Raw genomic sequence first — 26,000 nt, forward strand, 5'->3', positions numbered from 1 at the left:
TAGCAGTCTCTTTTAATTTGTAAAAGAATGAAAAGATATATGCTACAATATTTTGTTTTTAATTATGTAATGAAATTATATATTAACTTTATTAACTATTCAAGTGTTTAATATATTACATTTTCATAACTAAAATAACTCCTCAACCGAGGAGTTATTTTAGTTATTCGATTGATAACCATCAATTCGATGTGGGTGCGTGTAAATATTACAAGATTCATTTCTAATAAACCCTACGACAGTAATGCCTAAATCGTGAGCGAGTTGCAATGCTAATTTTGTTGGAGCGGATTTAGATAGAACAATTTCACATCCGATTTTTGAAACTTTGAGTAAAATTTCGGATGAAATGCGTCCGCTAAATGCAATGATTTTTCCTTTAACAGATATATTGTTGCGTAAACAATGTCCATATATTTTATCTAATGCATTATGTCTTCCGATATCCATTCTTGATAGGAGGATATTGTTTCGATCACATAGCGCGGTATTGTGAACACCGCCGGTTTGACGAAAGGTAGTGGAAGATTGTTGTAAAGTATTCATTAAGTAAAAGCATTCTTCAGGAGTAATTTTTACATGTATATCATGTAAATCTTTTGCTTTTGCTGCATCGTTAACAAAAATAAAACCTTGTCTACCTTTTCCGCAGCAGGAAGTGATGTATCGTTTATTGTATAAATTTTGATAGAGCGGATTTATTTTTGATGATGTTACATGGACAATTCCGTTATCTTTTTGAACCCATAGTTCTTCAACATCTTTATAGGAAGAAATAATCCCCTCAGAAATTAAAAAACCAATTACCATATCTTCAATATAATTTGGTGTACATACGACTGTTACATATTCTTCACCATTCAATTTAATCGTAATAGGAGATTCTGTAACAATCTCATCAAGTTGTTTTGAAAATGTACCAGATTGATAATGTACAATTGTATACGTTTCTTGTGTAGGCTCCATATTAAATTCCCCTTTTTTATGTATTTCTCTCCCATATTTATTATAAAACAATGGAAAAAATAAAGTGAAACTTTAATCAGTGGGGGGCTTCATCCCCCACTGATTATTAGTTGAACCAATCGGACTTTAATGGGCGGCCCGACCCCCACTTAACTTCTTTGCTTTCGCTGAATTTTGAGGTGGGGGTCTTACTGCCCATTAAAGCGGGATAAAAACACCTATTAACAAGAAAATCACAGATTATTTTGGTTATTATTGTATATGTACGATATAATAGAACTGTAGAATAGTGATATTTTCAAGCTTTCGTAGTTATACCTTATAACATCTAGAATCGACTTCATAAGAAAAGTATTTGCGCAGAGCGTTTCAAAAATATGTACAGTAACCCACTTATGAAAACGGATTCATAAGTGGGTTGTACAGTTGGTTGTAAGGAGAGGGGAAACTATGGCAGAACAGACAGTCCGTGTAACCGTAGATGGAAAAGAATTTTCAGCATCAGGTGAAAAGACAATACTACAATTATTTAATGAGAGTAATTTGGAACATCCTCAAATTTGTCATGTACCAGAAGTAGATCCAATTCAAACTTGTGATACGTGTATTGTAGAAGTAGATGGGAAGTTAATGCGTGCTTGTTCAACGAAATTAGAGAACGGTATGCACATTGAAAGACAGTCACAGCGTGCCAAAGAGGCGCAGACTGAGGCGATGGACCGAATATTAGAGAATCACTTATTGTATTGTACCGTGTGTGATAACAATAATGGTAATTGTAAAGTCCATAACACCGTACATATGATGGGAATTGAAGAACAGAAATATCCGTATGAGCCGAAAGTAAGTGCTTGTGAAGTGGATATGTCACATCCGTTTTATCGGTATGATCCAAATCAATGTATTGCTTGTGGACAGTGTGTAGAAGTATGTCAAAACTTACAGGTTAATGAAACTATATCGATAGACTGGAGCTTAGATCGTCCGCGTGTTATATGGGACAATGGTGTAAGTATAAATGACTCATCTTGTGTAAGTTGCGGGCAGTGTGTAACAGTATGTCCATGTAATGCGTTAATGGAAAAATCAATGTTAGGTGAAGCTGGATTCATGACAGGATTAAAACCAGATGTGTTAGATCCGATGATTGATTTTGTAAAGGATGTAGAGCCTGGATATAGTAGTATTTTAGCAGTTTCAGAAGTAGAGGCTGCGATGCGTAAGACGAAAGTGAATAAAACAAAAACAGTTTGTACATTTTGTGGCGTCGGTTGTTCATTTGAAGTATGGACGAAAGATCGCCATATATTAAAAGTACAACCTGTTTCAGATGCACCAGTTAATGGTATTTCCACATGTGTAAAAGGTAAATTTGGATGGGACTTTGTAAATAGTGAAGATCGAATTACGAAGCCATTAATTCGCCAAGGAGATATGTTTGTTGAAGCTACTTGGGAAGAGGCATTAGAAGTTGTTGCTTCTAACATGCAGCATATTAAATCTGAATATGGCAGCGATGCATTTGGATTTATTTCTTCATCCAAAGTAACAAATGAAGAAAATTACCTTATGCAAAAGCTAGCCCGTCAAATATATGGAACGAATAATGTAGATAACTGTTCCCGTTATTGTCAATCTCCAGCAACAGATGGTTTATTTAAAACCGTCGGTATGGGAGGGGACGCTGGAACAGTGAAAGATATTGCGGAAGCAGGCCTTGTCATTATCGTTGGTGCGAATCCAACAGAAGGACATCCTGTACTTGCAACGCGTGTAAAACGTGCTCATAAATTACATGACCAAAAATTAATTGTGGCGGACCTTCGTAAACATGAAATGGCAGAGCGTGCGGATTTATTTCTTCATCCGCGCCAAGGCACGGATTACGTATGGCTTGCTGGTATTACGAAATATATTATTGATCAAGATTGGCATGATAAAAAGTTCATAGCTGAAAATGTGAAGAATTTTGATGAATATAGCAAAATGGTAGAAAAGTATACGCTTGATTATACAGAAGAAATTACGGGGATTTCGAAAGAAAATCTGAAAGAAATGGCTCGTATGGTATATGAAGCAGATGGTACTTGTGTACTTTGGGGAATGGGTGTAACTCAAAATACTGGAGGAAGTACAACTTCAGCAGCAATTTCAAATCTATTGCTTGTTACGGGTAATTATCGTCGTCCTGGTGCAGGAGCATATCCATTACGCGGACATAATAACGTACAAGGTGCTTGTGATATGGCGACATTACCAAACTGGCTCCCAGGTTATCAAGCAGTATCAGATGATACGCTTCGTGCTAAGTTTGAAAAAGCATACGGCACAACGATTCCGAAAGCACCAGGATTAAATAATATTGCAATGTTACTTGCCGCAGAAGAAGGAAAATTACGTGGTATGTATGTCATGGGTGAAGAGATGGCTTTAGTCGATTCCAATGCGAACCATGTGCAACATATTTTAGCGAATTTAGACTTCCTCGTTGTTCAAGATATGTTCTTATCAAAAACAGCTCGTTTTGCTGATGTTATTTTACCAGCGGCACCAAGCTTAGAAAAAGAAGGAACGTTTACGAATACAGAGCGACGTATTCAAAGATTATATGAAGTATTGAAACCGCTTGGCGATTCAAAACCAGACTGGTGGATTTTACAAAAAGTGGCTCGTGCACTCGGCGGGGATTGGAATTACGAAAGTCCAAGTGAAATTATGGACGAAATTGCATCACTTGCACCGTTATACTCTCAAGCAACGTATGACCGTCTAGAAGGATGGAATAGTTTATGTTGGGGTAGTCATGATGGTAGCGATACACCGCTATTATATGTAGACGGATTTAACTTCCCAGATAAACTAGCTCGTTTATCATTAGATGAATGGGTACCACCGGTTGTAGCGCCAGATGAGTATGATTTACTTTTAAATAATGGACGTATGCTAGAACATTTCCATGAAGGGAATATGACGAATAAGTCGGCTGGTATTTTATCTAAAGTATCTGAAGTATTCGTTGAAATTTCACCTGAACTCGCTATAGAGCGCAATGTGAAAGATGGTGGTCTTGTAGAATTAGCATCACCATTTGGCAAAATTAAAGTACAAGCGCTTATTACTGATCGTGTAACGGGGAAAGAGCTATACTTACCGATGCATGCAACGATAAATGAAGAAGCGATCAATATTTTAACTGGGACGGCAACAGACCTTTATACGTGTACACCGGCGTACAAACAAACGATGGTGAAAATGCGTGTATTACGTGAAAAAGGAAATCGTCCGTTACCATCTTCAAACCCGCGAGATAAAAAGCGTAATCCGCAAAATGGTGTTGAAATCGAGCAAAAATGGCAAAGAAAACAATACGTATCACTTGTGGACTAGGGGGCGGAGATAGTGGCGAAAGAAATTACTTTAATTAAAAAGAAAGTTGTAACAGAGGAAGAACAGAAACAGCAAGTAGCAGATGAACTTCTAAATGAGCTATCTAATAATCGTGAAGCAGTAGAAGAAACGATGCAGCTTTTAGCGCAGTTGCAGAAGGCTGGAATATTAGATGCGGCGATTAGTTTACTTGCTGCGAAGGAAGATGTTTCAAAAATTGCTGTGGAGCAATTAAATCGTGAACCAGTTAAAAATGCACTTAACAATATGATGGGTGCGGGGGAAGCATTATCCGCAGTTGACCCAGAAGTAACGAAGCAAATTACATCGAGCTTAGTCACTGGATTGCAATTTGCAACAGATGAATTAAATAGTGGTAAAAAAACAAAAGTGATGGATTTCTTTAAAGTATTAAAAGATCCAGATATCAATAGAGCTATTACATTCGGTTTTAGCTTCTTGAAAGCATTTGGACAAGGGCTAGAGAAAAAATAGAATAAATGAAAAAGTGATGGGAAGTAGCCATCACTTTTTTCATTATATGTATAAGAGTGTTCATGTTAAGCGGAATATATTATTATTAAGAAGATGGATTAGAACTGGAAATGTGGAATCCATTTCAAATACCGTTTTAGAATTTGGAGGAATATATGCAACACCGTAAAAAACTATCTATACTAGGAGTAATGAGACATTCCTTTCAAACAGTTAAATTTGCTTTTTGGAATGTATTAACTTTTCAACTTGCTTATAAATTGTTAGCAGCGATTGTGTTTATCCCACTTTTCGGTATTATTTTCAATAAGTTGTTGTACTTTGGTGGGTATGCAAACGCAACAAATGATGAGTTATTAGCATTTTTGAAAACCCCATACGGGATTTTGGCGATTGTAATTTTATCTATATTGGCATTGTTCCTGATCTTTACAGAGTTTGCAGTACTTATTATCATTTCGTACTTCGCTCATAAAAGGCAAAAGGTGAGATTACGTCCGATTTTATATAAAACAGTAACGTATTTACCTTCTCTGTTTACATATTGCTTACCTGGCTTTGTTTTGTATGCAGTTGTACTATTACCACTATTAAGTATGGGATATAAATCTGCATTGATTCCTGAAATTCAAATTCCTAATTTTATTACAGGTGAACTATTTAAGACAACGATGGGGCAAGTTGGATATTATACTTTCTTTGCTGTAGTTGCTTATTTGAACCTTCGTTGGATTTTTGTTTTACCCATTATTGTTTTAGAGGAGAAGCCGTTCCGTACAGCAGCACGCAAAAGCGCAAACTTAGTAAAAGAAAGCTTCTTTAAAGTATTGTTCTTTTTAGTAGGTTTTTTCATATCTGTAGGAATTGTTTTTCTTTTATGTGTAGGAATTTATTTACTTTGTCTGTGGGGAGTATATGAATTTACAAACCCAGAAGGGACATTTGCACTACTAGCAGAGTCAACTATTTCCGTTTTCCTAACAAGTACATTGTATCTATTTAGCTTTATTATGACGCCGTTCTATATTATGGCGTTAACAAGATTGTATTTACAAAAGGTTCCGGTCGAAGATGTTTTATTAGAAGAAGGGTTAGATTATTCAAAGACGAAGGCAGATAAATGTTTCTTCCAAAAACATCGTTGGAAATTTATTGGTGTATATATTGTAGGAATTATTACGGCGGGAATGGTTGTTGCTTTCATTGTGACCTTTATTACAAACACATATAAAGAACCGATTATTATGGCTCATCGCGGTTATATTTCAAAAGGTGTAGAAAATACGAAAGAAGCTGTGCAGGGAGCTATTGATGCGAAAGCAGACTACGCTGAAATTGATGTACTACAAACGAAAGACGGTGAATTAGCAGTTATACATGATTTGAAGTTGAAACGTCTTGCCAATGCAAATGTTCATGTTTCGGATTTAACGATGGACGAGTTAAGGCAGCTTACCCTTAGTCAAGATGGGTTTTCAGGACAAATAAGTACACTTGATGAAATCATTAAGCTGGCTAAGGGTAAAATCAAACTTAATATTGAAGTGAAGCTTCATGGTGGCGAAAAAGATTTTGTAAGTAAAGTATTAAAAACGATTAAAGATAATGAATTTGAGAAACAATGTGTCATTCAAACGTTACATTACCCGCTTATTAAAGAGTTTAAGCGTGCAAATCCAGATATAAAAGTCGGATATATACTGTATGCAAGTAGAGCCAATTTAAAGAATGTGAAAGCTGATTTTTATGTAGCGGAAGAATATATGTTAAATAAGAAATTAGTAAAAGAAGCAAGGAAGTTAAACAAGCCAATTTACGTATGGACGGTAAATGATATGGAAAGTTTAAAGGGATATTATAAGTTAAACGTAGATGGTATCATTACCGATTATCCTGAATCGGCACGTGAAACAATTAAGATGTTAAAAGAGCAAGAAGAGGAAGAGAGTGATCTGTTTGATAAAATTACGGAAACAACAGATGATTTATTTTCCAAGTTATTTATAAGTTATCCAGCTGCTAGTTAAATGCTAGCAGCTGTTTTTTTGGAAAGAATATATCCCTAAAGTAGTGTTTAAACTCATAACTGTATATGTATACGGCATCATTGGTGTTTCTTACATTGTTACATTATTGTCGAATAATAAATGATTGTTGTTTATTTTAAAGGAGTATAATAAAAATAGAGTGATAGATAATGAGATGGAACAAAGAGGCTAATAGAATCAATGTTCCATATATTTACACTATTCTAAATATATAAACTTTAAAAATATAGTATGTTAGCGTTTTCATAACTTTTAAGTTATGCTAGAATAAGGACATAAGTTATTAATTATTACAAAAAGAAAAAAGACTTTCTTTTTTCTGTTAATTATAAGGGGGCATTTCATTATGCGTATTGGGGTACCAGCAGAAATTAAAAACAACGAAAACCGTGTGGCAATGACACCAGCAGGTGTTGTACATTTAATTCGTAACAATCACGAAGTATTCATTCAAAAGGGTGCAGGTTTAGGATCTGGTTTCACAGATGCTCAGTATGTTGAAGCAGGAGCGAAGATTGTTGATACAGCTGAAGAAGCTTGGAACATGGAAATGGTTATGAAAGTTAAGGAACCAATTGAAAGCGAATACAAACACTTCAGCGAAGGTTTAATCTTATTCACATACTTACACTTAGCTCCAGAACCAGAATTAACAAAAGCATTAATCGAAAAGAAAGTTGTTTCTATTGCATATGAAACAGTACAATTAGAAAACCGTTCTCTACCATTACTTGCACCTATGAGTGAAGTAGCTGGTCGTATGGCTGCACAAATTGGTGCACAATTCCTTGAGAAGAACAAAGGCGGTAAAGGTATCTTACTTGCAGGTGTTCCAGGGGTTAAACGTGGTAAAGTAACAATCATCGGTGGTGGACAAGCTGGTACAAATGCTGCTAAAATTGCAGTTGGACTAGGTGCGGATGTAACAATCATCGACTTAAGTGCAGAACGTCTTCGTCAATTAGATGACATTTTCGGAAACCAAGTAAAAACTTTAATGTCTAATCCGTACAATATTGCAGAAGCTGTAAAAGAGTCTGATCTTGTAATCGGTGCAGTATTAATCCCAGGTGCAAAAGCACCAAAACTTGTAACAGAAGAAATGATTAAATCAATGGAACCAGGTTCTGTTGTTGTAGATATCGCGATTGACCAAGGTGGTATTTTCGAAACAACTGACCGTATTACAACTCACGACAACCCAACTTACGAAAAACATGGCGTTGTTCATTATGCAGTTGCTAATATGCCAGGTGCGGTTCCACGTACATCAACTCTTGCATTAACAAACGTAACAGTACCATATGCAGTACAAATTGCTAACAAAGGTTACAAAGAAGCTTGCCTAGGCAACTCTGCATTACTAAAAGGTATTAACACATTAGATGGCTATGTAACATTCGAAGCAGTTGCAGAAGCTCACGGTGTAGAGTACAAAGGTGCTAAAGAATTACTAGAAGCAGAAACAGTATCTTGCTAATAAAAGCATTATACAAAACAAAATCGAACAATATATAAAACAACATGATAAGAGCTAAGAGATAATACCTCTTAGCTCTTCTTGGCAAAAGGGGGCATACATCGTGGCCAACCTATTTAAAAAGAAATCCGTTACGCAATTGTTAGGGGAAAGTAAAAGTAAAACTTTAACGAAAACGCTAGGGGCATTTGACCTAACAATGCTAGGGATTGGTGCGATAATCGGTACAGGAGTACTAGTATTAACAGGATTAGTAGCAGCAAGAGATGCTGGTCCAGCAGTTATTTTTTCATTCATGATTGCAGCGATTGTTTGTGGATTTGCAGCATTATGTTATGCAGAAGTTGCATCTACACTTCCGGTTTCAGGTAGTGTGTACACATATTCATATGCGACAATTGGTGAGTTTATTGCCCACCTAATGGGATGGACATTACTATCTGTATATGTCGTAACAACTGCCGCAGTAGCAGGTGGATGGACAGGTTATTTTAATAACTTAGTGAGCGGATTCGGATTAGAAATTCCAACAGAGTTGTTAAAGATTCCATCACAAGGTGGGATCGTGAATTTACCAGCAGTAGTCATTACATTAGTTTTAACTTGGTTACTATCAAGAGGTACGAAAGAAAGTAAGCGTGTGAATAACATAATGGTATTAATTAAAATTGGTATTGTTATTTTATTCATTGCAGTTGGTGCGTTCTACGTACAACCAGAAAACTGGACACCATTTGCACCATACGGTATTAGCGGAATCTTTGCCGGCGGAGCAGCAGTATTCTTTGCTTTCTTAGGATTTGATGCATTAGCAACTTCTGCTGAAGAAGTAAAAAATCCACAACGTGATTTACCGATTGGTATTATTGCTTCGTTAGTTATTTGTACAATTATTTATGTTGTAGTTTGTCTCGTTATGACAGGTATGGTTTCTTATAAAGAATTAGATGTACCAGAAGCTATGGCATATGTATTAGAAGTTGTAGGACAAGATAAAGTAGCAGGTGTAATCGCAGTTGGAGCTGTAATTGGTATTATGGCTGTAATCTTTGCTTACATTTATGCAACGACACGTGTATTCTTCGCGATGAGCCGTGATGGTTTATTACCAAAATCATTTGCGAAAATTAATAAAAAAACAGAAGCACCAGTATTTTCAACTTGGTTAACAGGTATTGGTAGTGCTTTAATTGCTGGATTTATCGATTTAAAAGAATTGTCTAATTTAGCGAATATTGGAGCATTGTTAACATTTGCGATGGTAGGTGTGTCAGTTATTATTCTTCGTAAAACACATCCGAATTTAAAACGTGGCTTTGTGGTACCACTTGTACCAACGCTACCGATTATTTCAATCGCATGTTGTCTATTCTTAATGTTTAACCTACCATTAACAACATGGATCTACTTCGGTATTTGGTTAGCAATTGGAGTAGTTGTATACTTTGTATATTCGAAAAAACATAGTCATTTAAAAGACGATGGAAGTTCGCAGGATAATTTAGAACAAGCTAATTAAAAGCTTAATTAAAAGGGATATAAGTATAGTAAGCCTTGTGCGTCTAGGGAACGCGCAAGGCTTTTTCTTTTGTGCAAAGTGTATATTCTTTTTTGTATGAGAATGTAATGGATGCGGAAAATATGTGTAGATCTTTTTAAAATGTGAACGAAATGTTCAAAAAAATGTATGAGATTTCATTGACACATATGAATGGACGCTCATATAATAAAGGTATAAGATATATGAATGATTGTTCATATGTTCAAATGAAGAGGTGAGCTATAATGGCTGGAAATAAAGTAGAAACACCACAAGAGACATGTTCTCAAACGATAATTCATGAAGAAGTTGTTGATCAAGTAAAACAAACAATTCCAACGGATGAAAGTTTAAGTAAAGTAGCAGAATTATTTAAAGTATTAGGCGATCGTACACGTACGAGAATATTACATGCGTTATTTGAAGCTGAAATGTGTGTGTGTGATTTAGCTTATTTATTAGGAATGACACAATCATCTATTTCACATCAGCTTCGTGTGTTAAAGCAAGCGAAACTTGTGAAGAATCGTAAAGAAGGAAAGGTTGTTTATTATTCGTTAGCTGACCAGCACGTAATTCATATCTTCGAGCAAGCGTTTGAACACGTAAACGAGGAAGAATAAAAAGAACGCGAGGAGGGAGAACGATGGCTGAAGCATTAGTGAAAAAGAAACTGATGTTAGAAGGTTTAGATTGTGCGAACTGTGCAATGAAAATTGAAAAAGGTGTTGGGAATATAGAAGGAGTAAATTCTTGCTCTGTAAATTTCGCGACAAAAACAATGGTTTTAGAAACAGCGCAAAATAAAGAAAGCGAAGTTGTTACAGAAGCAAAACAACTCGTTACAAAATTAGAACCGCACATTAAAGTGCAAGAAGAAAAAAACACAAAAGTTGCAAAAGAAGTGTTTATATTAGAAGGTTTAGATTGCGCAAATTGTGCGATGAAGATTGAAAATAAGGTTAAGGAAATGCCGACTGTTTCAGCAGCAACTGTTGATTTCGTATCAAAGAAATTACGAGTTGAAGTAGCGAATAAAAGGGAACTAGAAGCGACTGTAGCCAATATAACAAATGTTGTTCAAAAGTTAGAACCAGATGTGAAAGTTGTTCGGGAAGAAAAAGGTGGTCATGATCACGGGCATAGTCACGACCATGGTGAAGCAAATGTGAAAAAGATGGTAGGACGATTAGTGGTCGGCGGAATTTTGACAGCAATTGCTGCATTAGCTGGCTTACCACAAATGATCACAATTCCGTTATTCGTCCTTGCGTATTTATTAATAGGTGGAGATATCGTTTGGAGAGCGGTAAGAAATATAACTCGTGGTCAAGTGTTCGATGAGAACTTCTTAATGGCAATTGCAACACTAGGAGCTTTCGCGATTCAGCAATACCCAGAAGCGGTTGCAGTAATGTTATTCTATCAAGTAGGGGAACTATTCCAAAGTATTGCGGTAAATCGTTCTCGAAAATCAATTACTTCATTAATGGATATTCGTCCTGATTACGCAAATGTAAAGGTTGGAAATGAAACGAAACAAGTATCGCCAGAAGATGTACAAATCGGTGATTACATTATCGTGAAACCTGGTGAGAAAGTACCATTAGACGGAAAAGTAATTGAAGGAACATCAATGGTAGATACTTCAGCATTGACTGGCGAATCTGTACCACGTGAAGTGGAAGTTGGAAATGATGTATTAAGTGGTTTTGTGAACCAAAATGGTGTATTAACAATTGAAGTTACAAAAGAATTTGGCGAATCAACTGTATCAAAAATTTTAGATTTAGTTCAAAATGCAAGCAGTAAAAAAGCGCCGACAGAAAACTTTATTACGAAGTTCGCGCGTTACTACACTCCAGTTGTAGTAATTACAGCAGCGATCATGGCGTTTATTCCACCACTTATTTTAGAAGGAGCTACATTCTCTGATTGGATTTATAGAGCTTTAGTGTTCTTAGTAATCTCTTGTCCATGTGCGTTAGTTGTATCTATTCCTCTTGGATTCTTTGGAGGTATCGGTGGCGCATCTAAAAGTGGTGTGTTAGTAAAAGGAAGTAACTATTTAGAAGCTTTAAATGATGTGAAATATATTGTTTTTGATAAAACAGGCACATTAACAAAAGGTGTCTTCAAAGTTACAAAAATGGAACCAAGCGAAGGCATTACAAATGAAGAATTATTAGAGTACGCAGCATTTGCTGAAGTGTATTCTAACCATCCAATTGCACAATCGATTCGAAATGCATATGGAAAATCAGTGGATGAAAAAATAATCGATGATTATAACGAAATTTCTGGTCACGGTACAGTCGTAAAAGTACAAGGAAAAGAAATTTTTGCAGGTAATGCTAAATTAATGAGAAAAGAGAACATTACATTTAAGCAACCAGAAACAGTAGGTACATTAGTTCACGTTGTTGTAGATGGAAAATATGCAGGTTATATTGTTATCTCTGATGAGGTAAAAGAAGATTCAAAACAAGCAATTCAAAAGTTAAAAGAACTAGGTATTAAGAAAACAGTCATGTTAACTGGTGATGCAAAACCAGTTGGTGAAGCTGTTGGTAAAGAATTAGGTTTAGATGAAGTTCACGCAGAACTATTACCGCAACAAAAAGTAGAAGAGATTGAAAAAATTGATGCAGCGAAGCATGGAAAAGAAAAAGTTGCTTTCGTTGGTGATGGTATTAATGATACACCGGTATTAGCAAGAGCCGATGTTGGTATTGCAATGGGTGGTTTAGGATCAGATGCAGCAATTGAAGCAGCAGATATTGTTATTATGACTGATGAGCCTTCAAAAATTGCAACAGCTGTAAACATTGCAAAACGTACACGACGCATTGTGTGGCAAAATATTATCTTTGCATTAGGGGTAAAAGGATTAGTTTTACTACTTGGTGCTTTCGGTATTGCAACAATGTGGGAAGCGGTTTTCTCAGATGTTGGTGTGACACTACTGGCAGTGTTAAATGCAATGCGTGTACTAAGAGTGAAAGATTTATAAAAAAGAGGACGCAACCTGCGTCCTCTTTTTTAGGTTATTCTGTTGAAATTGACTCAATAAAATAATAACAAATATTATTTTATAAATAAATAACTTAATATTTAAATTTACAAATAAAAAATATTTGTCTTATTATTTTAATATATTTTCCACAAAGATACATATAGTATTGAAAAAACAGAGAAGGAGAAGCTTCTCTGTTTTATTTTTGTATATTTTTTTCAACTTGTTCTCGAACAGTTTGAATGTAATTCATTTTATGATCCCAGCATTCTTGACTTAAATCGACAGGGTACTCTTCAGGGTTTAAAGTTCGCATATACTCTTCCCAAAATAGTGCGAGACTTTGTTCATTATATTTTTGAATATCTAATATGCCTGGTAGTTCATATGTTCTTTCACCATTAACAAAAATGTCTTTATGCAGTTCGCGTGCTTCAAAGTTTGTTACAAATTTACTTATATACGTGTGAACAGGATGAAACATTTTTAAGCGTTCTTCTTTTCCTGGTTCTTCACAATCTAATGCAATATAATCGCCTTCAGCATGATCGTTCACTCGATTGATAATGCGATAAATTCGTTTCAGTCCTGGAGTAGTAATTTTTTCAGGGTTAGATGAAATTTTAATTGTATCATTTAATTTTCCATCAGTATCTTCAATCGCAACGAGTTTATAAACAGCTCCTAAAGCTGGTTGCTCAAAGGAGGTAATCAATTTTGTTCCAACGCCCCATACATCAATTTTTGCTCCTTGAGATTTTAAGTGCATAATTGTGTATTCATCTAAATCGCTAGAAGCAATAATTTTTGTATGTGTAAAGCCAGCTTCATCTAGTAGTTTTCTTGCCTTTTTAGATAAATAAGCCATATCACCACTATCAAGGCGAATTCCGTAAAAATCGATGCGATCCCCGAACTCTTTCGCCACGCGAATTGCATTTGGAACACCAGATTTTAATGTGTCATATGTATCAACGAGAAAGACGCATTTTTTATGAGTTTCAGCGTATTTCTTAAACGCAACATATTCATCACGGTATGCTTGAACGAAAGAGTGTGCATGTGTGCCGGCTACAGGTATTCCGAAGCGTTTCCCAGCCCGTACGTTACTCGTAGATGAGAAACCACCGATAAAGGCAGCACGTGTACCCCAAAGAGCTGCATCGAACTCGTGGGCACGTCTTGTGCCGAATTCTAAAAGTTCATCGTTATTTGCAGCGTGCTTCATACGAGCTGCTTTCGTTGCAATTAATGTTTGGTAATTCACAATGTTTAACAGGGCGGTTTCAATAATTTGTGCTTCGCCGAGCGGTGCATCGACACGTAATAAAGGCTCGTTATTAAAGACAACTTCACCTTCTTGCATACTTCGAATCGTCCCAGTGAATTTCATATTTTGTAAATACTGAAGAAATTCTTCTTCAAATTGTAATTCTGCTAAATAAGCGATATCGCTTTCGGTAAAGCTGAAGTTTTCTATGTACTCTACAATTTTTTCAAGACCAGCAAAAACAGCATAACCATTCTCGAATGGAAGTTTTCGAAAGTATAAATCAAACACCGAGCGGCGGTTATGAATACCATCTTTCCAATATGTATAAGCCATATTAATTTGATATAAATCTGTATGTAAGGCATAGCTATCGTCTTTATAATAAGTCATCGCGAAAACACCTCCATAATTTGGTTATAGTATACCAATTTTTCACGGCTCGTAGCAAAGAATGGATATGAAAGTATAGTCAAGAGGGAAAAAAATGAAATATTGCATATTTTTTAGAAAATTAACATTTATCAATTTATATTTCTCAAGATTTTATGTATTATTAAAGTAATGGGGGTAAATGAGAATGGAGGAGGACAATGCAACAAACATTAGAAAAGATAGGCAAACAAGTCTTTTATAAGCGGCTACAGCAAAAAATGACACAAGAAGAATTATGTCAGGGCATTTGTTCTGTCTCATACTTAAGTAAAATCGAAAATGGAAAGATCGAAGCATCAGAAGAGATTCTACAATTGCTCTGCGCAAGATTAGAAATTGCCGTGACGGATTTGAGAGATGTAGAAGAAGATGTGAAGGTGAAGTTGGATGAATGGTTGAATGCATTAGTTCATTTGGACAAGCCACAAGTAGAACGCATATATGAAGAGCTGCAAGGTGAAATGAAGCATGTTTTGGATTTTGAAATTATAAATTATTATAAGTTACTTTATACGCGGTATTTAATCATGAAGAGAGATTTTCCTGCTGTTAAAGAAGAATTAGAGAGCTTAAAGAAGATGTACAAAAAGTATTCACCATTCCAAAAATTATTATATACGTATAGCAAAGGCTTGTATTATTTTTTACAACATAGATATAAGAGGGCATTGGAGTATTTGACTCGAACAGAAGTAATGGCAAAGGAACAAGGTTATCATGAAAATGGAATATATTTCAACTTAGCTCTTGTTTATAATGAATTGGAAGTTGAACATATGACTTTACATTTTGCTAATGTAGCAATGGAAGGATTTAAGAATGAATATAAATTCCGTTATGTGATAAATTGCCAGTTACTTATTGCATTGAGTTATATACAAAAAAAACAATATAATGAAGCACTAGCTATTTATAATAATATTTTGAGAGAAGCAAATTCTTTTGCTGATAAAGAAAGTATAACAGCTATTGCTTTAAATAATTTAGGCTTCTTGTACTATAACTTAAAAGATTATGCGAAAGCTAAAGATTATTATTTGCAATGTCTAAAGTACAAAAAGGAAGAGGATTTAAATTATATTGATGCAGTATATGAGATCGCTTTGCAGTGCATTGAATTAAAAGAATTTGAAGAAGCAAAAGATTGGATTGATAAAGGGATAGATGTCGCGAAGAGGGATGAAAAGTATAAAAGTATGCTATATATACTTTTAATACTTAAGCATAAATATTTTGAAACTAAAGATGTTTATAAAAAGTTTTTAGAGGTTGAGGCAATCCCGTTCTTTAGAAGTGAAGAGAATAAAAAAGAATTAAAAATGGTGTATTTAGAACTAGCGGGATACCATGAAGAATTATTAGAGTATAGGGAAAGTAATAATTACTATAAACTAGCAATTAATTTATTAGAAGAAAAGGGAGGAAAATAGTATGAAAAAGAAAATAATTATTGGTGCTTTGGCTTTGATAGCTGTATTGGTAGTATTGGAACCACAATATGCTTGGACATCGGATATCTATGGTCAAGGAGAAAAAGTAGTTGAATTGGTAAATTCTTAATAAAAAACCCCTTTCCAACCGGAAAGGGGTTTTTTCAATATTTGTTCCTCAAAATTCTACAAAACTTGAGAAAGTAATTATTTGAATTTTTAGTATATTAATAGTGGAAACATAATGCTAATATGAAACTACTCTTTTTCAAAAAATTTTTTATTAGGGGGAAGGTTCATGAAAAAGAAAAGTTTAGCATTAGTGTTAGCGACAGGAATGGCAGTTACTACGTTTGGAGGGGCAGGCTCTGCGTTTGCGGATTCTAAAAATGTGCTCTCTACGAAGAAGTACAATGAGACAGTACAGTCACCGGAGTTTGTTTCTGGGGATCTAACTGGGGCAACTGGTAAGAAAGCAGAATCTGTTGTGTTTGATTACTTAAACGCAGCAAAAGGTGATTACAAGTTAGGGGAAAAGAGTGCGCAAGATTCTTTCAAAGTGAAACAAGTGAAGAAAGACGCTGTAACTGATTCAACAGTATTACGTTTGCAACAAGTATACGAAGGAGTACCTGTATGGGGTTCTACTCAAGTAGCTCATGTGAGTAAAGATGGCTCTTTAAAGGTATTGTCTGGAACAGTTGCGGCTGATTTAGACAAAAAGGACAAGCTGAAAAATAAAAATAAGATTGAAGGCGCAAAAGCGATTGAAATCGCACAGCAGGATTTAGGAGTAACGCCGAAATATGAAGTAGAACCAAAAGCGGACTTATATGTATATCAAAATGGTGAAGAAACAACATATGCATACGTTGTAAATTTAAACTTCTTAGATCCAAGTCCAGGAAACTACTACTATTTTATTGAAGCAGAAAGCGGTAAAGTATTAAATAAGTTTAATACAATCGATCATGTGACAAATGATGATAAATCACCAGTTAAACAAGAGGCTCCTAAGCAAGATGCAAAAGCAGTTGTAAAGCCTGTAACAGGAACAAATAAAGTAGGAACTGGTAAAGGGGTATTAGGAGATACGAAGTCGCTTAATACAACGTTATCTGGATCATCTTACTACTTACAAGATAATACACGCGGAGCAACAATTTTCACATATGATGCGAAAAACCGCTCAACATTACCAGGAACATTATGGGCAGATGCAGATAATGTTTTCAATGCAGCGTATGATGCAGCAGCAGTAGATGCTCATTACTATGCAGGTAAAACATATGATTACTATAAAGCTACATTTAATAGAAATTCTATTAATGATGCAGGAGCACCGTTAAAATCAACAGTTCATTACGGAAGTAATTATAATAATGCATTCTGGAACGGATCACAAATGGTATACGGAGATGGTGATGGTGTAACGTTCACTTCATTATCTGGTGGAATTGATGTAATTGGTCACGAATTAACGCATGCAGTTACGGAAAATAGCTCTAATTTAATTTATCAAAATGAATCAGGAGCTTTAAATGAAGCAATTTCTGATATCTTTGGTACTTTAGTAGAATTCTATGATAACCGTAATCCAGATTGGGAGATTGGGGAAGATATTTACACACCTGGTAAAGCGGGAGATGCGCTTCGTTCTATGAGTGACCCTACGAAGTATGGTGATCCAGATCATTATTCTAAGCGTTACACAGGTTCAAGTGATAACGGTGGCGTTCATACAAACAGTGGTATTATTAATAAACAAGCTTATTTATTAGCAAATGGCGGAACACATTACGGTGTAACTGTAAATGGTATCGGTAAAGATAAATTAGGTGCAATTTACTACCGTGCAAACACGCAATATTACACGCAATCTACTACATTTAGCCAAGCTCGTGCTGGTGCAGTACAAGCTGCAGCTGACTTATATGGTGCGAATTCTGCAGAAGTAGCAGCAGTTAAGCAATCATTTAGTGCTGTTGGTATCAACTAAGGCTTTAGAGGATAGCTATTAATAAAATACCTCAAAAATAAAGAAGGAGCATAGGCTCCTTCTTTATTTTTTTCTCCATTTTTTCCACAAATAATACAACCCAATGCAACCTGCGATTGTTACAATCCACTTCGCTTCATTTGTGCCATTCATGACATGGTATGCAGAATATACCTCGATTAACAATGCCGGTATTTTACCTATTGTACTGGCAATACTGAAGGATAGTAATGACATTTTGCCTAGAGCTGCAAATAAAGTCACGATACTAGATGGAATGAAAGGAATGAGGCGGAACGATAGGACGAGTAGAAAGGCCTCTCTACCTTCTACATAAAGTAGGCGTTCTACCTTTGGATACTTATTTACTTTGCTGTGAGTGAATTTCTGAAGACCTATACGATAAATATAAAACGAGATAATAGCCCCTAATGCCTCGCCAGCGATCGAAATAATAGTTCCATTTGTTACACCAAAGAGCTGTATGTTAATAGCGGTCAAAAAAATACTAGGGATAATACCTAAAAGACTAATGACTATGTTGATTAAGATACTAAGTGGAATTGCGATTGAATAATAGTCTGTTAAGAAGCTTTGAATTGTTTCAGCCATTGTTTAAAATCCTTTATCTTTTTTTGCATTACACCATATTTCTATTGTATAGGCAAGTGCAAATTTACATAATGTAGAAAACGTCGATAAAACACCGTTTTTATACCGTATATGGGTATTAGGTATGTAGAAATGGGGGTATATTTAAAGTTTTGGAAAATAACCAAATGAACCTTGTGTTAAAAGGTTTTGTTCGGTTGTTTCAATGAGGATTAAACTCGGGAAATAATTATAAAAACAAGGGGGTATATTTTTATAGATCTCAAAAACAGCGGATTTATCCCACTTTAATGGGCAGTAAGACCCCCACCTCAAAATTCAGCGAAAGCAAAGAAGTTAGGCGGGGATCAACTGCCCATAAAAGTCCGATTGGTGAGGGCTGATAATCAGTGGGGATGAAGAAAACCCCCACTGATTAAAGTTTCACTTTATAAAAGTTAGGTGGTAATATGGCAAAATAGATGAGGAATTTGAAAAATGTGTATGTTTTTTCGGTGTGAAATTGACTTTTAGTGAAGTTACGATAATAATCATGAAAGAGGTGATATGATGAAACGAATAAGTAGTCTTTTCATGAGTAGTTTATTGGCACTCATGCTGATCTTAAGTGGATGTGCAGGAAAAGAACAAAAAACAGAGAAACAAACAGGGAATCAATCGACATCAGTAGAAAAAATTAGTGATAATATTTTAGATGAAATGGAAGGACCACCTAAAAATGGTCACACGATTGAAAGACATGTAGGCAAATCAGAAGAAGATTTGAAGAATCGCTTGAAGACAGATAAAGTGTCAGCCGCAAGTACATACTATGATAAAGAAACAGCGACGAAAGCTGTAAAAGATAGCTTGAAGCAACATGACAAGGAAATTCAAGATTGGTTAAAAAATTCTAAAGAGGCTCGTCTCGTATTAAATACAACTCATTCATTCCCTGTTGGAAAAACGGTAATAAAGAAAAATATGAGTGTAAAAGACAAGTTAGTAAAAACTGTTACTGTTTTAGCAAGAGATAAGTCAGGAGAATTAGGGTTTAAGATTATTACTTCTTATCCATCTGATAAATAAGAAGGGGGAGTACATTATGTATACGACATTACAATACTTTCTTAAATCGTACTGTACGTTAAGTATTCATGAGGATGAAATAGTAAGCGTGATGGAAGAGTTTATTGAACAAGAAGACGAAGAAATTGTTTTGAAATTACGTGATGAATTAATAAATATGAAGAAAAAGAACGCGTGGGAAGAGGCATGTGTATTAGCTGCGAAGCAAGGAAATCGTATGTGGTCTTTAGAAGAAACGAAAGACCATCTTGAAACTTTTTTACTATTACTGCAAAAGAAAAAGGCGTGATTTAATCACGCCTTTTTCTTTATACTATTCGGTTGATAGTATCTATTCCTTTGGAGCGCTTTTATATACGCTTTTTGAAATTTGCCCATTAGATATTACTTCACCGTTTTGTGTAACTTTTTTATATGTAACTGCTGTTATTTTATCATTAGTCCTACTAATTACTTGAGAAGAAACTTCAACATTTTTCCCAGTATTTGTACCGAAAATACGTGCAGTAATACTACCTCCATTTGAAAATGCTTGAATATAAATATGATTGCCTGTATTGTTTTTAAATTTTAAATCTGGACCATAATCTGCTACTGCTGCATCTTGCCCAAGTGGTAAATAATTTACGGGCATAGAATGATTGCTTCGAGAAACAATTCCTAAATCTGCTCTTAAAGCTGCGCTATATAAAGTACTACTAACTTGGCAAACGCCTCCGCCTGCACTTTGTATAACTTTCCCTTGTGAATATACGGCTGCGGATTTATAACCATGAGCAGCATCCGTTACGCCAACGCGGCCATTAAAACTAAATGTTTCATCAGGTGCGACAATCACTCCACTTAAAGTATTAGCTGACTTATTTACGTTAAAGGATTGATTCCCATTACGACCAGCCATTGGAGTTGAATATTCAGCAATTACTTCTTTAATCCCCATTTTCTGTATATCTTCTGTAGAACGTTCAGGTTTTAATAGTGTAACGGGTAATGTAATGTCAGATGTGCCAGAAGTAATGGCTTGCTGCGTTAAATTAGTTAACTTTTCTTTATCGATTTTTTCTCCATTTTGACTCTGGCTAATATTTACTGTAGTGCCTTCAATACTTAATTCAGCATTAACGGGATTTTTTAATGTTTCATTATATTTATCCTTCATAAAGCTTTCATAAGCAGTTGTATTTAATTGAGGTGTTAATTTATAGTCACGTTTTAATTCACCGTTCTCAGCTTGTTTCCGCATTTTGTAACGATTTATTGCGTTGCCTTCTTGTTCTTTAAAGATTTTGTCGATAATATCTTTTTCTTTATAATTTATCCCCAAATCTTTCCACGTGTAAGTTTGTTTATCGTTTTGGAATATGTAGGTAAGTGATTTTTGATCTAATTCAGTTATTTTTTGATTAATAATAGCTTGAATATCTTTTTTATTTTTTCCATCGAGAGAAATACCTTCAAATGTAGTGTTAGGTAATGCAGTAGTATCTAATTGATTATTTAGTTGGGATACATATTGATATCCGCCAACACCGCCTATACAAAGTAATATGCCTCCAGCAATTGCAGAACCAATCAGTATTTTACTTAGCTTCATTTATTTCCCCCCAGAAATTTTTGTATAAATATATGTATTACATTTTTTGTATAAAAATGATGAAAATAACATTATGTACGTACTAGTATACTATTATTTTCACTATGTGTGTAATGTTTTTATAAAAAATGTTACACTGTTGTAATAATTGTCTCTTTTTGTCACAATATGTACGAAAAATATGTTGAAAATTATAATAAAAAGGCTGTCTAGAAGTTCTAGCAGCCTTTTTATTATAATTTTTTATGTTCATTTTTATTCGTAACACCGAGATGTTCTTGTAGTGTTGTCGAAATCGTATTGACACTTTTTTCGTTTGGAACGTAATAATAAATACCACTTATATATTTATCAGTACCTTCTACTTGCATTTTATCCATTTTTAAATTGGAATCCATTGAATTTTTTGCAATTGTCATCATATCATCAAAAGTTAAATTTGTTTTTAAGTCTTTATCGACAGCGTCTAATAGACCACCGATCTTATTAATGGAATTAAGTGATAGTGCTTTTTGAGCGATAGCTTCTAAAACAAGCTGTTGTCGTTGACCGCGCATATAATCACTATCGATATGACGAGTTCTTGCTAGTGCCAGTGCTTCCTCTCCATTTAAATGTTGACGTCCCTTTTTAAGGTGAATTGCATCTGCTTCATCTTTACTATTTTGTTCCGTGAATTCAACTGGAACATCGACAGTAATACCACCAAGGGAATCAACAATTTTAATAAATGATTTAAAGTTGAATTTTACATAGTAGTCAACTGGAACATCTAAAAAGTTCTCTACCGTATCAATCGTGCTGTCCACACCACCGAATACGTGTGCATGTGTAATTTTATCGTATTTATCACGTGATTTAATATAGACACGTGAATCACGTGGAATGCTTACAAGTTTAACGGATTTATCGTTTTTATTAATTGTGGCAAGTAATAACGCATCTGTTCGAGTTGCTTTTCCATAATCTTTTTCTCTAATATCACTTTCATCAACACCCATAATTAGTACGGAAATGTTGTCGGTCATAGGTTTAACAGCTTTTTCACGTTTACTGGACTTTTCTCCTCGGCCTAGTTCAGCATAAGCATTATTTAAGACGGACTTTGCTTTACTGTATATATGGAAGGAATAGCCCCCAGCTCCAAGTGCTACAACCAGTAATGGAATAAGCAGGAACCAAAGTAGGCGTTTTTTCTTTGAGCGTCCTTTTTTGGCTCGAGTATCTTTGTTCATATCGGATTTCATCATTTTTTCTCCTTTAAAACTATCAAAGTATATACATCTAGAAGCGCATTCAAACACATAAAAAATATTGTACGCTAAATAAAAGCGATTGTACATGTATAAAAAATAGATGTCTTGATTATTTATAAAGACATCTATTCGTTATTGTATACAAAAGATAGGGAGAAGAAAATGATAAAATTTTACCTAATTACAACATAATGCTTACGATAATTGCAGATAAAATGCTAACGAGGGTTGCTCCGTATAGTAATTTAAGGCCAAATCTAGCAACGACGTTTCCTTGTTCTTCGTTTAATCCTTTTACCGCACCTGAAATAATGCCGATAGAAGAAAAGTTAGCAAAAGAGACGAGGAAGACAGAAATAATACCAACTGTACGAGGAGAAAGGCTATTAGAAATTTTACTAAGATCCATCATGGCTACAAATTCATTCGTTACAAGCTTCGTTGCCATAATGCTACCAGCTGTGACAATTTCAGTACTTGGTACACCGATAAGAAACGCAATTGGTGCAAAGACGAATCCGATTAATTGCTGAAAAGTAATGCCGAATATAATAAGGAATAGGTCATTAATACAGCTCATTAATGCGACAAATCCAATGAGCATAGCACCGACAACGATAGCTACTCGAAATCCATCTAGAATGTACTCTCCCAGCATTTCAAAAAAGCTTTGCTTTTCGCCTTTTATTTCTAAAATATCTTCATCATCTTTCACGTCGTAGGGGTTAATAATCAGTACGATAATAAAACCGCTAAATAAATTGAGAACGAGTGCGGTTACCACATATTTAGGTTCGATCATTGTCATATAGGCACCTACGATAGACATAGATACGGTTGACATGGCAGATGCACAAAGTGTATAAAGACGGTGTTTTGGAATTTGAGCTAATTGTTTTTTGACCGTAATAAAAACTTCTGATTGACCGACAATGGCAGAGGCGATAGCGTTGTAAGATTCTAATTTCCCAAGACCATTTATTTTGCTAAGAAAGTAACCGATCCAACGAATAAAAAATGGTAGTATTTTGAAATGTTGCAGTATACCAATTAAGACGGAAATGAAGACAATTGGTAATAAGACAGTAAGGAAAAAGGGCATTTCACCTTTATTGGCAAGGCCGCCAAATACGAAGTTAATACCATCAGCAGCATACTCGAGTAGCTTTGTAAACAGACTGGAAATGATCCGAATAAGTATGAGACCGATTTCTGTATTTAATAACAAATAGGTTAAAATTAACTGTATAATAAGCATGATGAAAATAGGTTTAAATTTAATATGTTTCTTATTGTTACTAGCAATATAAGCAAGCAAGAAAACAACGATAAGTCCCACGAAAAAAGTAATAAATTTCATAGTAAGCCCCCTAAAAGAGATATTCTGCTATATATGTTTTTCATTTCAAGAGAGAATATGCATCTTTGGTAAAGAAAGGAATAGAGAGTATGAATATATGTAGAGTGCACCACGTTGCAATTATTTGTTCAAATTATGAAGTGTCAAAGGATTTTTATACTCGAATATTAGGTTTTAAAGCGACGAATGAAGTATATAGGAAGGAACGAGATTCTTATAAGTTAGATTTATGTGTAGGAGAAGAGTATCAAATTGAATTATTTTCATTTCCAAGTCCGCCTGAGCGCCCGAGTTTCCCAGAAGCGGCTGGACTTAGACATTTAGCATTTGCTGTTACAAATATAGAAGAGGCTGTGAAGCATTTACGCCAATGTGGTGTTAAGACGGAATCAATCCGTATTGATGAAATAAAGGAGAAGAAATTTGTCTTTTTCCAAGACCCTGATGGTTTACCTTTAGAATTGTATGAGGTTTGAAATTGGTGAATTTTATATAGGGTTGCTTTTGAGTAAATGAAGAAACTAAAGTGAAACTTCTTTTTTAAAGGAGGTGTCACTTTAGCTAAGAAGGCTAAAGGATATATGTGGATATTTTAAAATTACTGATGGTAGTCATTCTTATTGCATTAACAGGTTTTTTTGTAGCTGTTGAGTTTGCAATTATTAAGGTGCGTAGCAGTCGTATTGACCAACTCGTTAGTGAGAAACGACGAGGAGCATTGGCAGCAAAAAAAGTAACTTCAAATTTAGATGAATATTTATCAGCATGTCAGTTAGGTATTACAATTACCGCTTTAGGGCTTGGGTGGTTAGGCGAGCCGACTATAAAACATTTACTAGAGCCGTTGTTTTTAAAACTACACCTATCTTCTGCAATTGCAAGTACTGTTTCATTTATTATTGCTTTTGCAGTTATTACGTTTTTACATGTTGTTATTGGTGAACTTGCTCCTAAGACGTTCGCCATACAAAGGGCAGAGCAAGTTAGCTTATTATTATCGAAGCCACTTATTTATTTTTACCGAATAATGTATCCGTTTATTTGGGCTTTAAATGGTTCAGCAAGGCTTGTAACAGGGTTATTCGGATTACATCCGGCTTCTGAACATGAAGTTGCTCATTCGGAAGAAGAATTACGGTTAATCTTATCTGAGAGTTATGAGAGCGGAGAGATTAATCAAAGGGAATTTAAATATGTAAATAATATTTTTGAATTTGATAATAGAGTGGCAAAGGAAATTATGGTACCTCGTACGGAAGTTGTAGGTTTATATGAGGACGAACCATTTGAAACACATATTAAAATAATCGCACAAGAAAAATATACGAGGTATCCTGTATTTGGTGAAGATAAAGATGAAATCATTGGGATGGTTAATGTAAAGGATTTATTTATTCGTTATATGGATGGTAATCGGGACGAGGAGTGCTCGATTATGCCATATACAAGGCCGGTCATTGAAGTACTAGAAAATATTCCAATTCATGATTTACTATTACAAATGCAAAGAAAACACATTCCATTAGCTGTGTTGTATGATGAATATGGCGGTACAGCGGGGATTGTTACGTTAGAAGATATTTTAGAAGAAATTGTTGGAGAAATTCGAGATGAATACGATGAAGATGAACACCCACCTATAGAGCATATAAGTGAAGGGTGTAAAATTGTAGAGGGAAAAGTGCTTATTAGTGAAGTGAATGATTTATTTGGTATACACTTAATCGCTGATGATGTAGATACAATTGGTGGGTGGATTATGGTACAAAAGCAAATCGTTGCTGAAGGAGATATTATTGAAAAACACGGCTTTTCTTTTAAAGTTCTGGAAAAAGATATGCATCAAATTAAACGAGTGGAAATAAAGAAGGGAGAAGAATGATTTTCTATAAAAGGTATATATAGAAAATTAAATGTTTGCGCTTTCAAAAAAGGTGCTATATAGTGAAGGTGGACACTGAAAAATTCTTCTGAATGATACTCGTATTTTTAGAGGGCGAATTTTTTAAATAGGGATTTAGAATGAAAAGTATAGGTGATGAAA

At 35.0% G+C, this 26,000-nt stretch carries 20 protein-coding genes; 14 read left to right on the forward strand and 6 right to left on the reverse strand.

The annotated features are described in order from the left end of the window. Window positions 1–159 precede the first annotated feature (159 nt). On the reverse strand, window positions 160–966 hold the full coding sequence (gene fdhD / locus AC0NJG_RS16745; protein WP_087953879.1) for a formate dehydrogenase accessory sulfurtransferase FdhD: 807 nt from the start codon (window positions 964–966) through the stop codon (window positions 160–162). A 450-nt stretch (window positions 967–1,416) separates the two neighbouring features. Between fdhD and fdhF the strand changes: the two genes are divergently transcribed. From fdhF to AC0NJG_RS16780, 7 genes are all read left to right on the forward strand, one after another. Continuing rightward, window positions 1,417–4,353: a formate dehydrogenase subunit alpha gene (fdhF, locus tag AC0NJG_RS16750; RefSeq protein ID WP_143880765.1), complete on the forward strand. Its 2,937-nt coding sequence runs from the start codon at window positions 1,417–1,419 to the stop codon at window positions 4,351–4,353. 12 nt (window positions 4,354–4,365) lie between these two features. Next, window positions 4,366–4,848, forward strand: a complete 483-nt coding sequence (locus AC0NJG_RS16755) for a helical membrane plugin domain-containing protein (protein WP_001040525.1) — start codon at window positions 4,366–4,368, stop codon at window positions 4,846–4,848. Window positions 4,849–5,003: 155 nt separating this feature from the next. Further along, a complete protein-coding gene (locus AC0NJG_RS16760; RefSeq protein WP_087953877.1) occupies window positions 5,004–6,875 on the forward strand; it encodes a glycerophosphoryl diester phosphodiesterase membrane domain-containing protein in 1,872 nt (623 codons plus the stop codon). Between the two features lie 367 nt (window positions 6,876–7,242). Further along, window positions 7,243–8,376, forward strand: a complete 1,134-nt coding sequence (gene ald, locus AC0NJG_RS16765) for an alanine dehydrogenase (RefSeq protein WP_001219742.1) — start codon at window positions 7,243–7,245, stop codon at window positions 8,374–8,376. A gap of 103 nt (window positions 8,377–8,479) precedes the next feature. Continuing rightward, complete coding sequence (locus AC0NJG_RS16770) at window positions 8,480–9,895, forward strand: amino acid permease (RefSeq protein ID WP_001284878.1); 1,416 nt, start codon at window positions 8,480–8,482, stop codon at window positions 9,893–9,895. A gap of 266 nt (window positions 9,896–10,161) precedes the next feature. Then, window positions 10,162–10,539: an ArsR/SmtB family transcription factor gene (locus AC0NJG_RS16775; protein WP_000918377.1), complete on the forward strand. Its 378-nt coding sequence runs from the start codon at window positions 10,162–10,164 to the stop codon at window positions 10,537–10,539. 23 nt (window positions 10,540–10,562) lie between these two features. After that, window positions 10,563–12,929 carry a heavy metal translocating P-type ATPase gene (locus AC0NJG_RS16780; RefSeq protein ID WP_474063236.1) on the forward strand — a complete coding sequence of 789 codons (2,367 nt, stop codon included), beginning with the start codon at window positions 10,563–10,565 and terminating at the stop codon, window positions 12,927–12,929. A gap of 202 nt (window positions 12,930–13,131) precedes the next feature. On the opposite strand, the gene AC0NJG_RS16785 is transcribed toward AC0NJG_RS16780, so the two are convergent. After that, entirely contained in the window at window positions 13,132–14,595 is a 1,464-nt protein-coding gene (locus AC0NJG_RS16785) for a nicotinate phosphoribosyltransferase (RefSeq protein WP_016716431.1), read from the reverse strand. A 200-nt stretch (window positions 14,596–14,795) separates the two neighbouring features. Here AC0NJG_RS16785 and AC0NJG_RS16790 point away from each other — a divergent pair, with 200 nt between their 5' ends. From AC0NJG_RS16790 to AC0NJG_RS16800, 3 genes are all read left to right on the forward strand, one after another. Beyond that, window positions 14,796–16,067: a tetratricopeptide repeat protein gene (locus tag AC0NJG_RS16790; protein ID WP_088328054.1), complete on the forward strand. Its 1,272-nt coding sequence runs from the start codon at window positions 14,796–14,798 to the stop codon at window positions 16,065–16,067. Between the two features lies 1 nt (window position 16,068). After that, window positions 16,069–16,197 (forward strand): NprX family peptide pheromone, encoded by a 129-nt coding sequence (locus tag AC0NJG_RS16795; RefSeq protein WP_138322496.1) that lies wholly within the window; start codon window positions 16,069–16,071, stop codon window positions 16,195–16,197. A gap of 168 nt (window positions 16,198–16,365) precedes the next feature. Next, on the forward strand, window positions 16,366–18,066 hold the full coding sequence (locus AC0NJG_RS16800) for a M4 family metallopeptidase (RefSeq protein WP_087953875.1): 1,701 nt from the start codon (window positions 16,366–16,368) through the stop codon (window positions 18,064–18,066). A gap of 63 nt (window positions 18,067–18,129) precedes the next feature. Here the strand turns inward: AC0NJG_RS16800 and AC0NJG_RS16805 are convergent, their stop codons facing one another. After that, a complete protein-coding gene (locus tag AC0NJG_RS16805) occupies window positions 18,130–18,678 on the reverse strand; it encodes a TVP38/TMEM64 family protein (RefSeq protein WP_087953874.1) in 549 nt (182 codons plus the stop codon). A 549-nt stretch (window positions 18,679–19,227) separates the two neighbouring features. Here AC0NJG_RS16805 and AC0NJG_RS16810 point away from each other — a divergent pair. Continuing rightward, on the forward strand, window positions 19,228–19,746 hold the full coding sequence (locus tag AC0NJG_RS16810; protein ID WP_142940716.1) for an RNase A-like domain-containing lipoprotein: 519 nt from the start codon (window positions 19,228–19,230) through the stop codon (window positions 19,744–19,746). Window positions 19,747–19,762: 16 nt separating this feature from the next. Then, window positions 19,763–20,035, forward strand: coding sequence for a hypothetical protein (locus AC0NJG_RS16815; RefSeq protein WP_000288803.1), 273 nt, complete (start codon window positions 19,763–19,765; stop codon window positions 20,033–20,035). Between the two features lie 42 nt (window positions 20,036–20,077). On the opposite strand, the gene AC0NJG_RS16820 is transcribed toward AC0NJG_RS16815, so the two are convergent. The 3 genes from AC0NJG_RS16820 to AC0NJG_RS16830 all read right to left on the reverse strand — a co-directional run bounded on the left by AC0NJG_RS16820 (window position 20,078) and on the right by AC0NJG_RS16830 (window position 23,956). Next, on the reverse strand, window positions 20,078–21,340 hold the full coding sequence (locus tag AC0NJG_RS16820) for a VanW family protein (protein ID WP_087953872.1): 1,263 nt from the start codon (window positions 21,338–21,340) through the stop codon (window positions 20,078–20,080). 233 nt (window positions 21,341–21,573) lie between these two features. Then, the gene (locus AC0NJG_RS16825) at window positions 21,574–22,590 is read right to left on the reverse strand and encodes an LCP family protein (RefSeq protein ID WP_302479372.1); all 1,017 of its coding nucleotides are present in this window, start codon (window positions 22,588–22,590) and stop codon (window positions 21,574–21,576) included. Window positions 22,591–22,777: 187 nt separating this feature from the next. Then, window positions 22,778–23,956 (reverse strand): NupC/NupG family nucleoside CNT transporter, encoded by a 1,179-nt coding sequence (locus tag AC0NJG_RS16830; protein ID WP_087953870.1) that lies wholly within the window; start codon window positions 23,954–23,956, stop codon window positions 22,778–22,780. A gap of 89 nt (window positions 23,957–24,045) precedes the next feature. Here AC0NJG_RS16830 and gloA2 point away from each other — a divergent pair, with 89 nt between their 5' ends. Next, complete coding sequence (gene gloA2, locus AC0NJG_RS16835; RefSeq protein ID WP_474063237.1) at window positions 24,046–24,432, forward strand: SMU1112c/YaeR family gloxylase I-like metalloprotein; 387 nt, start codon at window positions 24,046–24,048, stop codon at window positions 24,430–24,432. Between the two features lie 107 nt (window positions 24,433–24,539). Beyond that, on the forward strand, window positions 24,540–25,838 hold the full coding sequence (locus AC0NJG_RS16840) for a hemolysin family protein (RefSeq protein ID WP_087953869.1): 1,299 nt from the start codon (window positions 24,540–24,542) through the stop codon (window positions 25,836–25,838). The last annotated feature ends 162 nt before the right edge of the window (window positions 25,839–26,000 follow it).

The sequence above is a fragment of the Bacillus sp. SSR7 genome, assembly GCF_055902415.1.

What these genes read in the sequence shown, in the direction of transcription:
- AC0NJG_RS16820 (WP_087953872.1), bottom strand. Translation starts at nt 21,340, where the DNA reads ATGAAGCTAAGTAAAATACTGATTGGTTCTGCAATTGCTGGAGGCATA.
- AC0NJG_RS16830 (WP_087953870.1), bottom strand. Translation starts at nt 23,956, where the DNA reads ATGAAATTTATTACTTTTTTCGTGGGACTTATCGTTGTTTTCTTGCTT.
- AC0NJG_RS16775 (WP_000918377.1), top strand. Translation starts at nt 10,162, where the DNA reads ATGGCTGGAAATAAAGTAGAAACACCACAAGAGACATGTTCTCAAACG.
- AC0NJG_RS16815 (WP_000288803.1), top strand. Translation starts at nt 19,763, where the DNA reads ATGTATACGACATTACAATACTTTCTTAAATCGTACTGTACGTTAAGT.
- fdhD (WP_087953879.1), bottom strand. Translation starts at nt 966, where the DNA reads ATGGAGCCTACACAAGAAACGTATACAATTGTACATTATCAATCTGGT.
- gloA2 (WP_474063237.1), top strand. Translation starts at nt 24,046, where the DNA reads ATGAATATATGTAGAGTGCACCACGTTGCAATTATTTGTTCAAATTAT.
- AC0NJG_RS16825 (WP_302479372.1), bottom strand. Translation starts at nt 22,590, where the DNA reads ATGATGAAATCCGATATGAACAAAGATACTCGAGCCAAAAAAGGACGC.
- AC0NJG_RS16785 (WP_016716431.1), bottom strand. Translation starts at nt 14,595, where the DNA reads ATGACTTATTATAAAGACGATAGCTATGCCTTACATACAGATTTATAT.
- AC0NJG_RS16790 (WP_088328054.1), top strand. Translation starts at nt 14,796, where the DNA reads ATGCAACAAACATTAGAAAAGATAGGCAAACAAGTCTTTTATAAGCGG.
- AC0NJG_RS16780 (WP_474063236.1), top strand. Translation starts at nt 10,563, where the DNA reads ATGGCTGAAGCATTAGTGAAAAAGAAACTGATGTTAGAAGGTTTAGAT.
- fdhF (WP_143880765.1), top strand. Translation starts at nt 1,417, where the DNA reads ATGGCAGAACAGACAGTCCGTGTAACCGTAGATGGAAAAGAATTTTCA.
- ald (WP_001219742.1), top strand. Translation starts at nt 7,243, where the DNA reads ATGCGTATTGGGGTACCAGCAGAAATTAAAAACAACGAAAACCGTGTG.
- AC0NJG_RS16760 (WP_087953877.1), top strand. Translation starts at nt 5,004, where the DNA reads ATGCAACACCGTAAAAAACTATCTATACTAGGAGTAATGAGACATTCC.
- AC0NJG_RS16795 (WP_138322496.1), top strand. Translation starts at nt 16,069, where the DNA reads ATGAAAAAGAAAATAATTATTGGTGCTTTGGCTTTGATAGCTGTATTG.
- AC0NJG_RS16810 (WP_142940716.1), top strand. Translation starts at nt 19,228, where the DNA reads ATGAAACGAATAAGTAGTCTTTTCATGAGTAGTTTATTGGCACTCATG.
- AC0NJG_RS16800 (WP_087953875.1), top strand. Translation starts at nt 16,366, where the DNA reads ATGAAAAAGAAAAGTTTAGCATTAGTGTTAGCGACAGGAATGGCAGTT.
- AC0NJG_RS16805 (WP_087953874.1), bottom strand. Translation starts at nt 18,678, where the DNA reads ATGGCTGAAACAATTCAAAGCTTCTTAACAGACTATTATTCAATCGCA.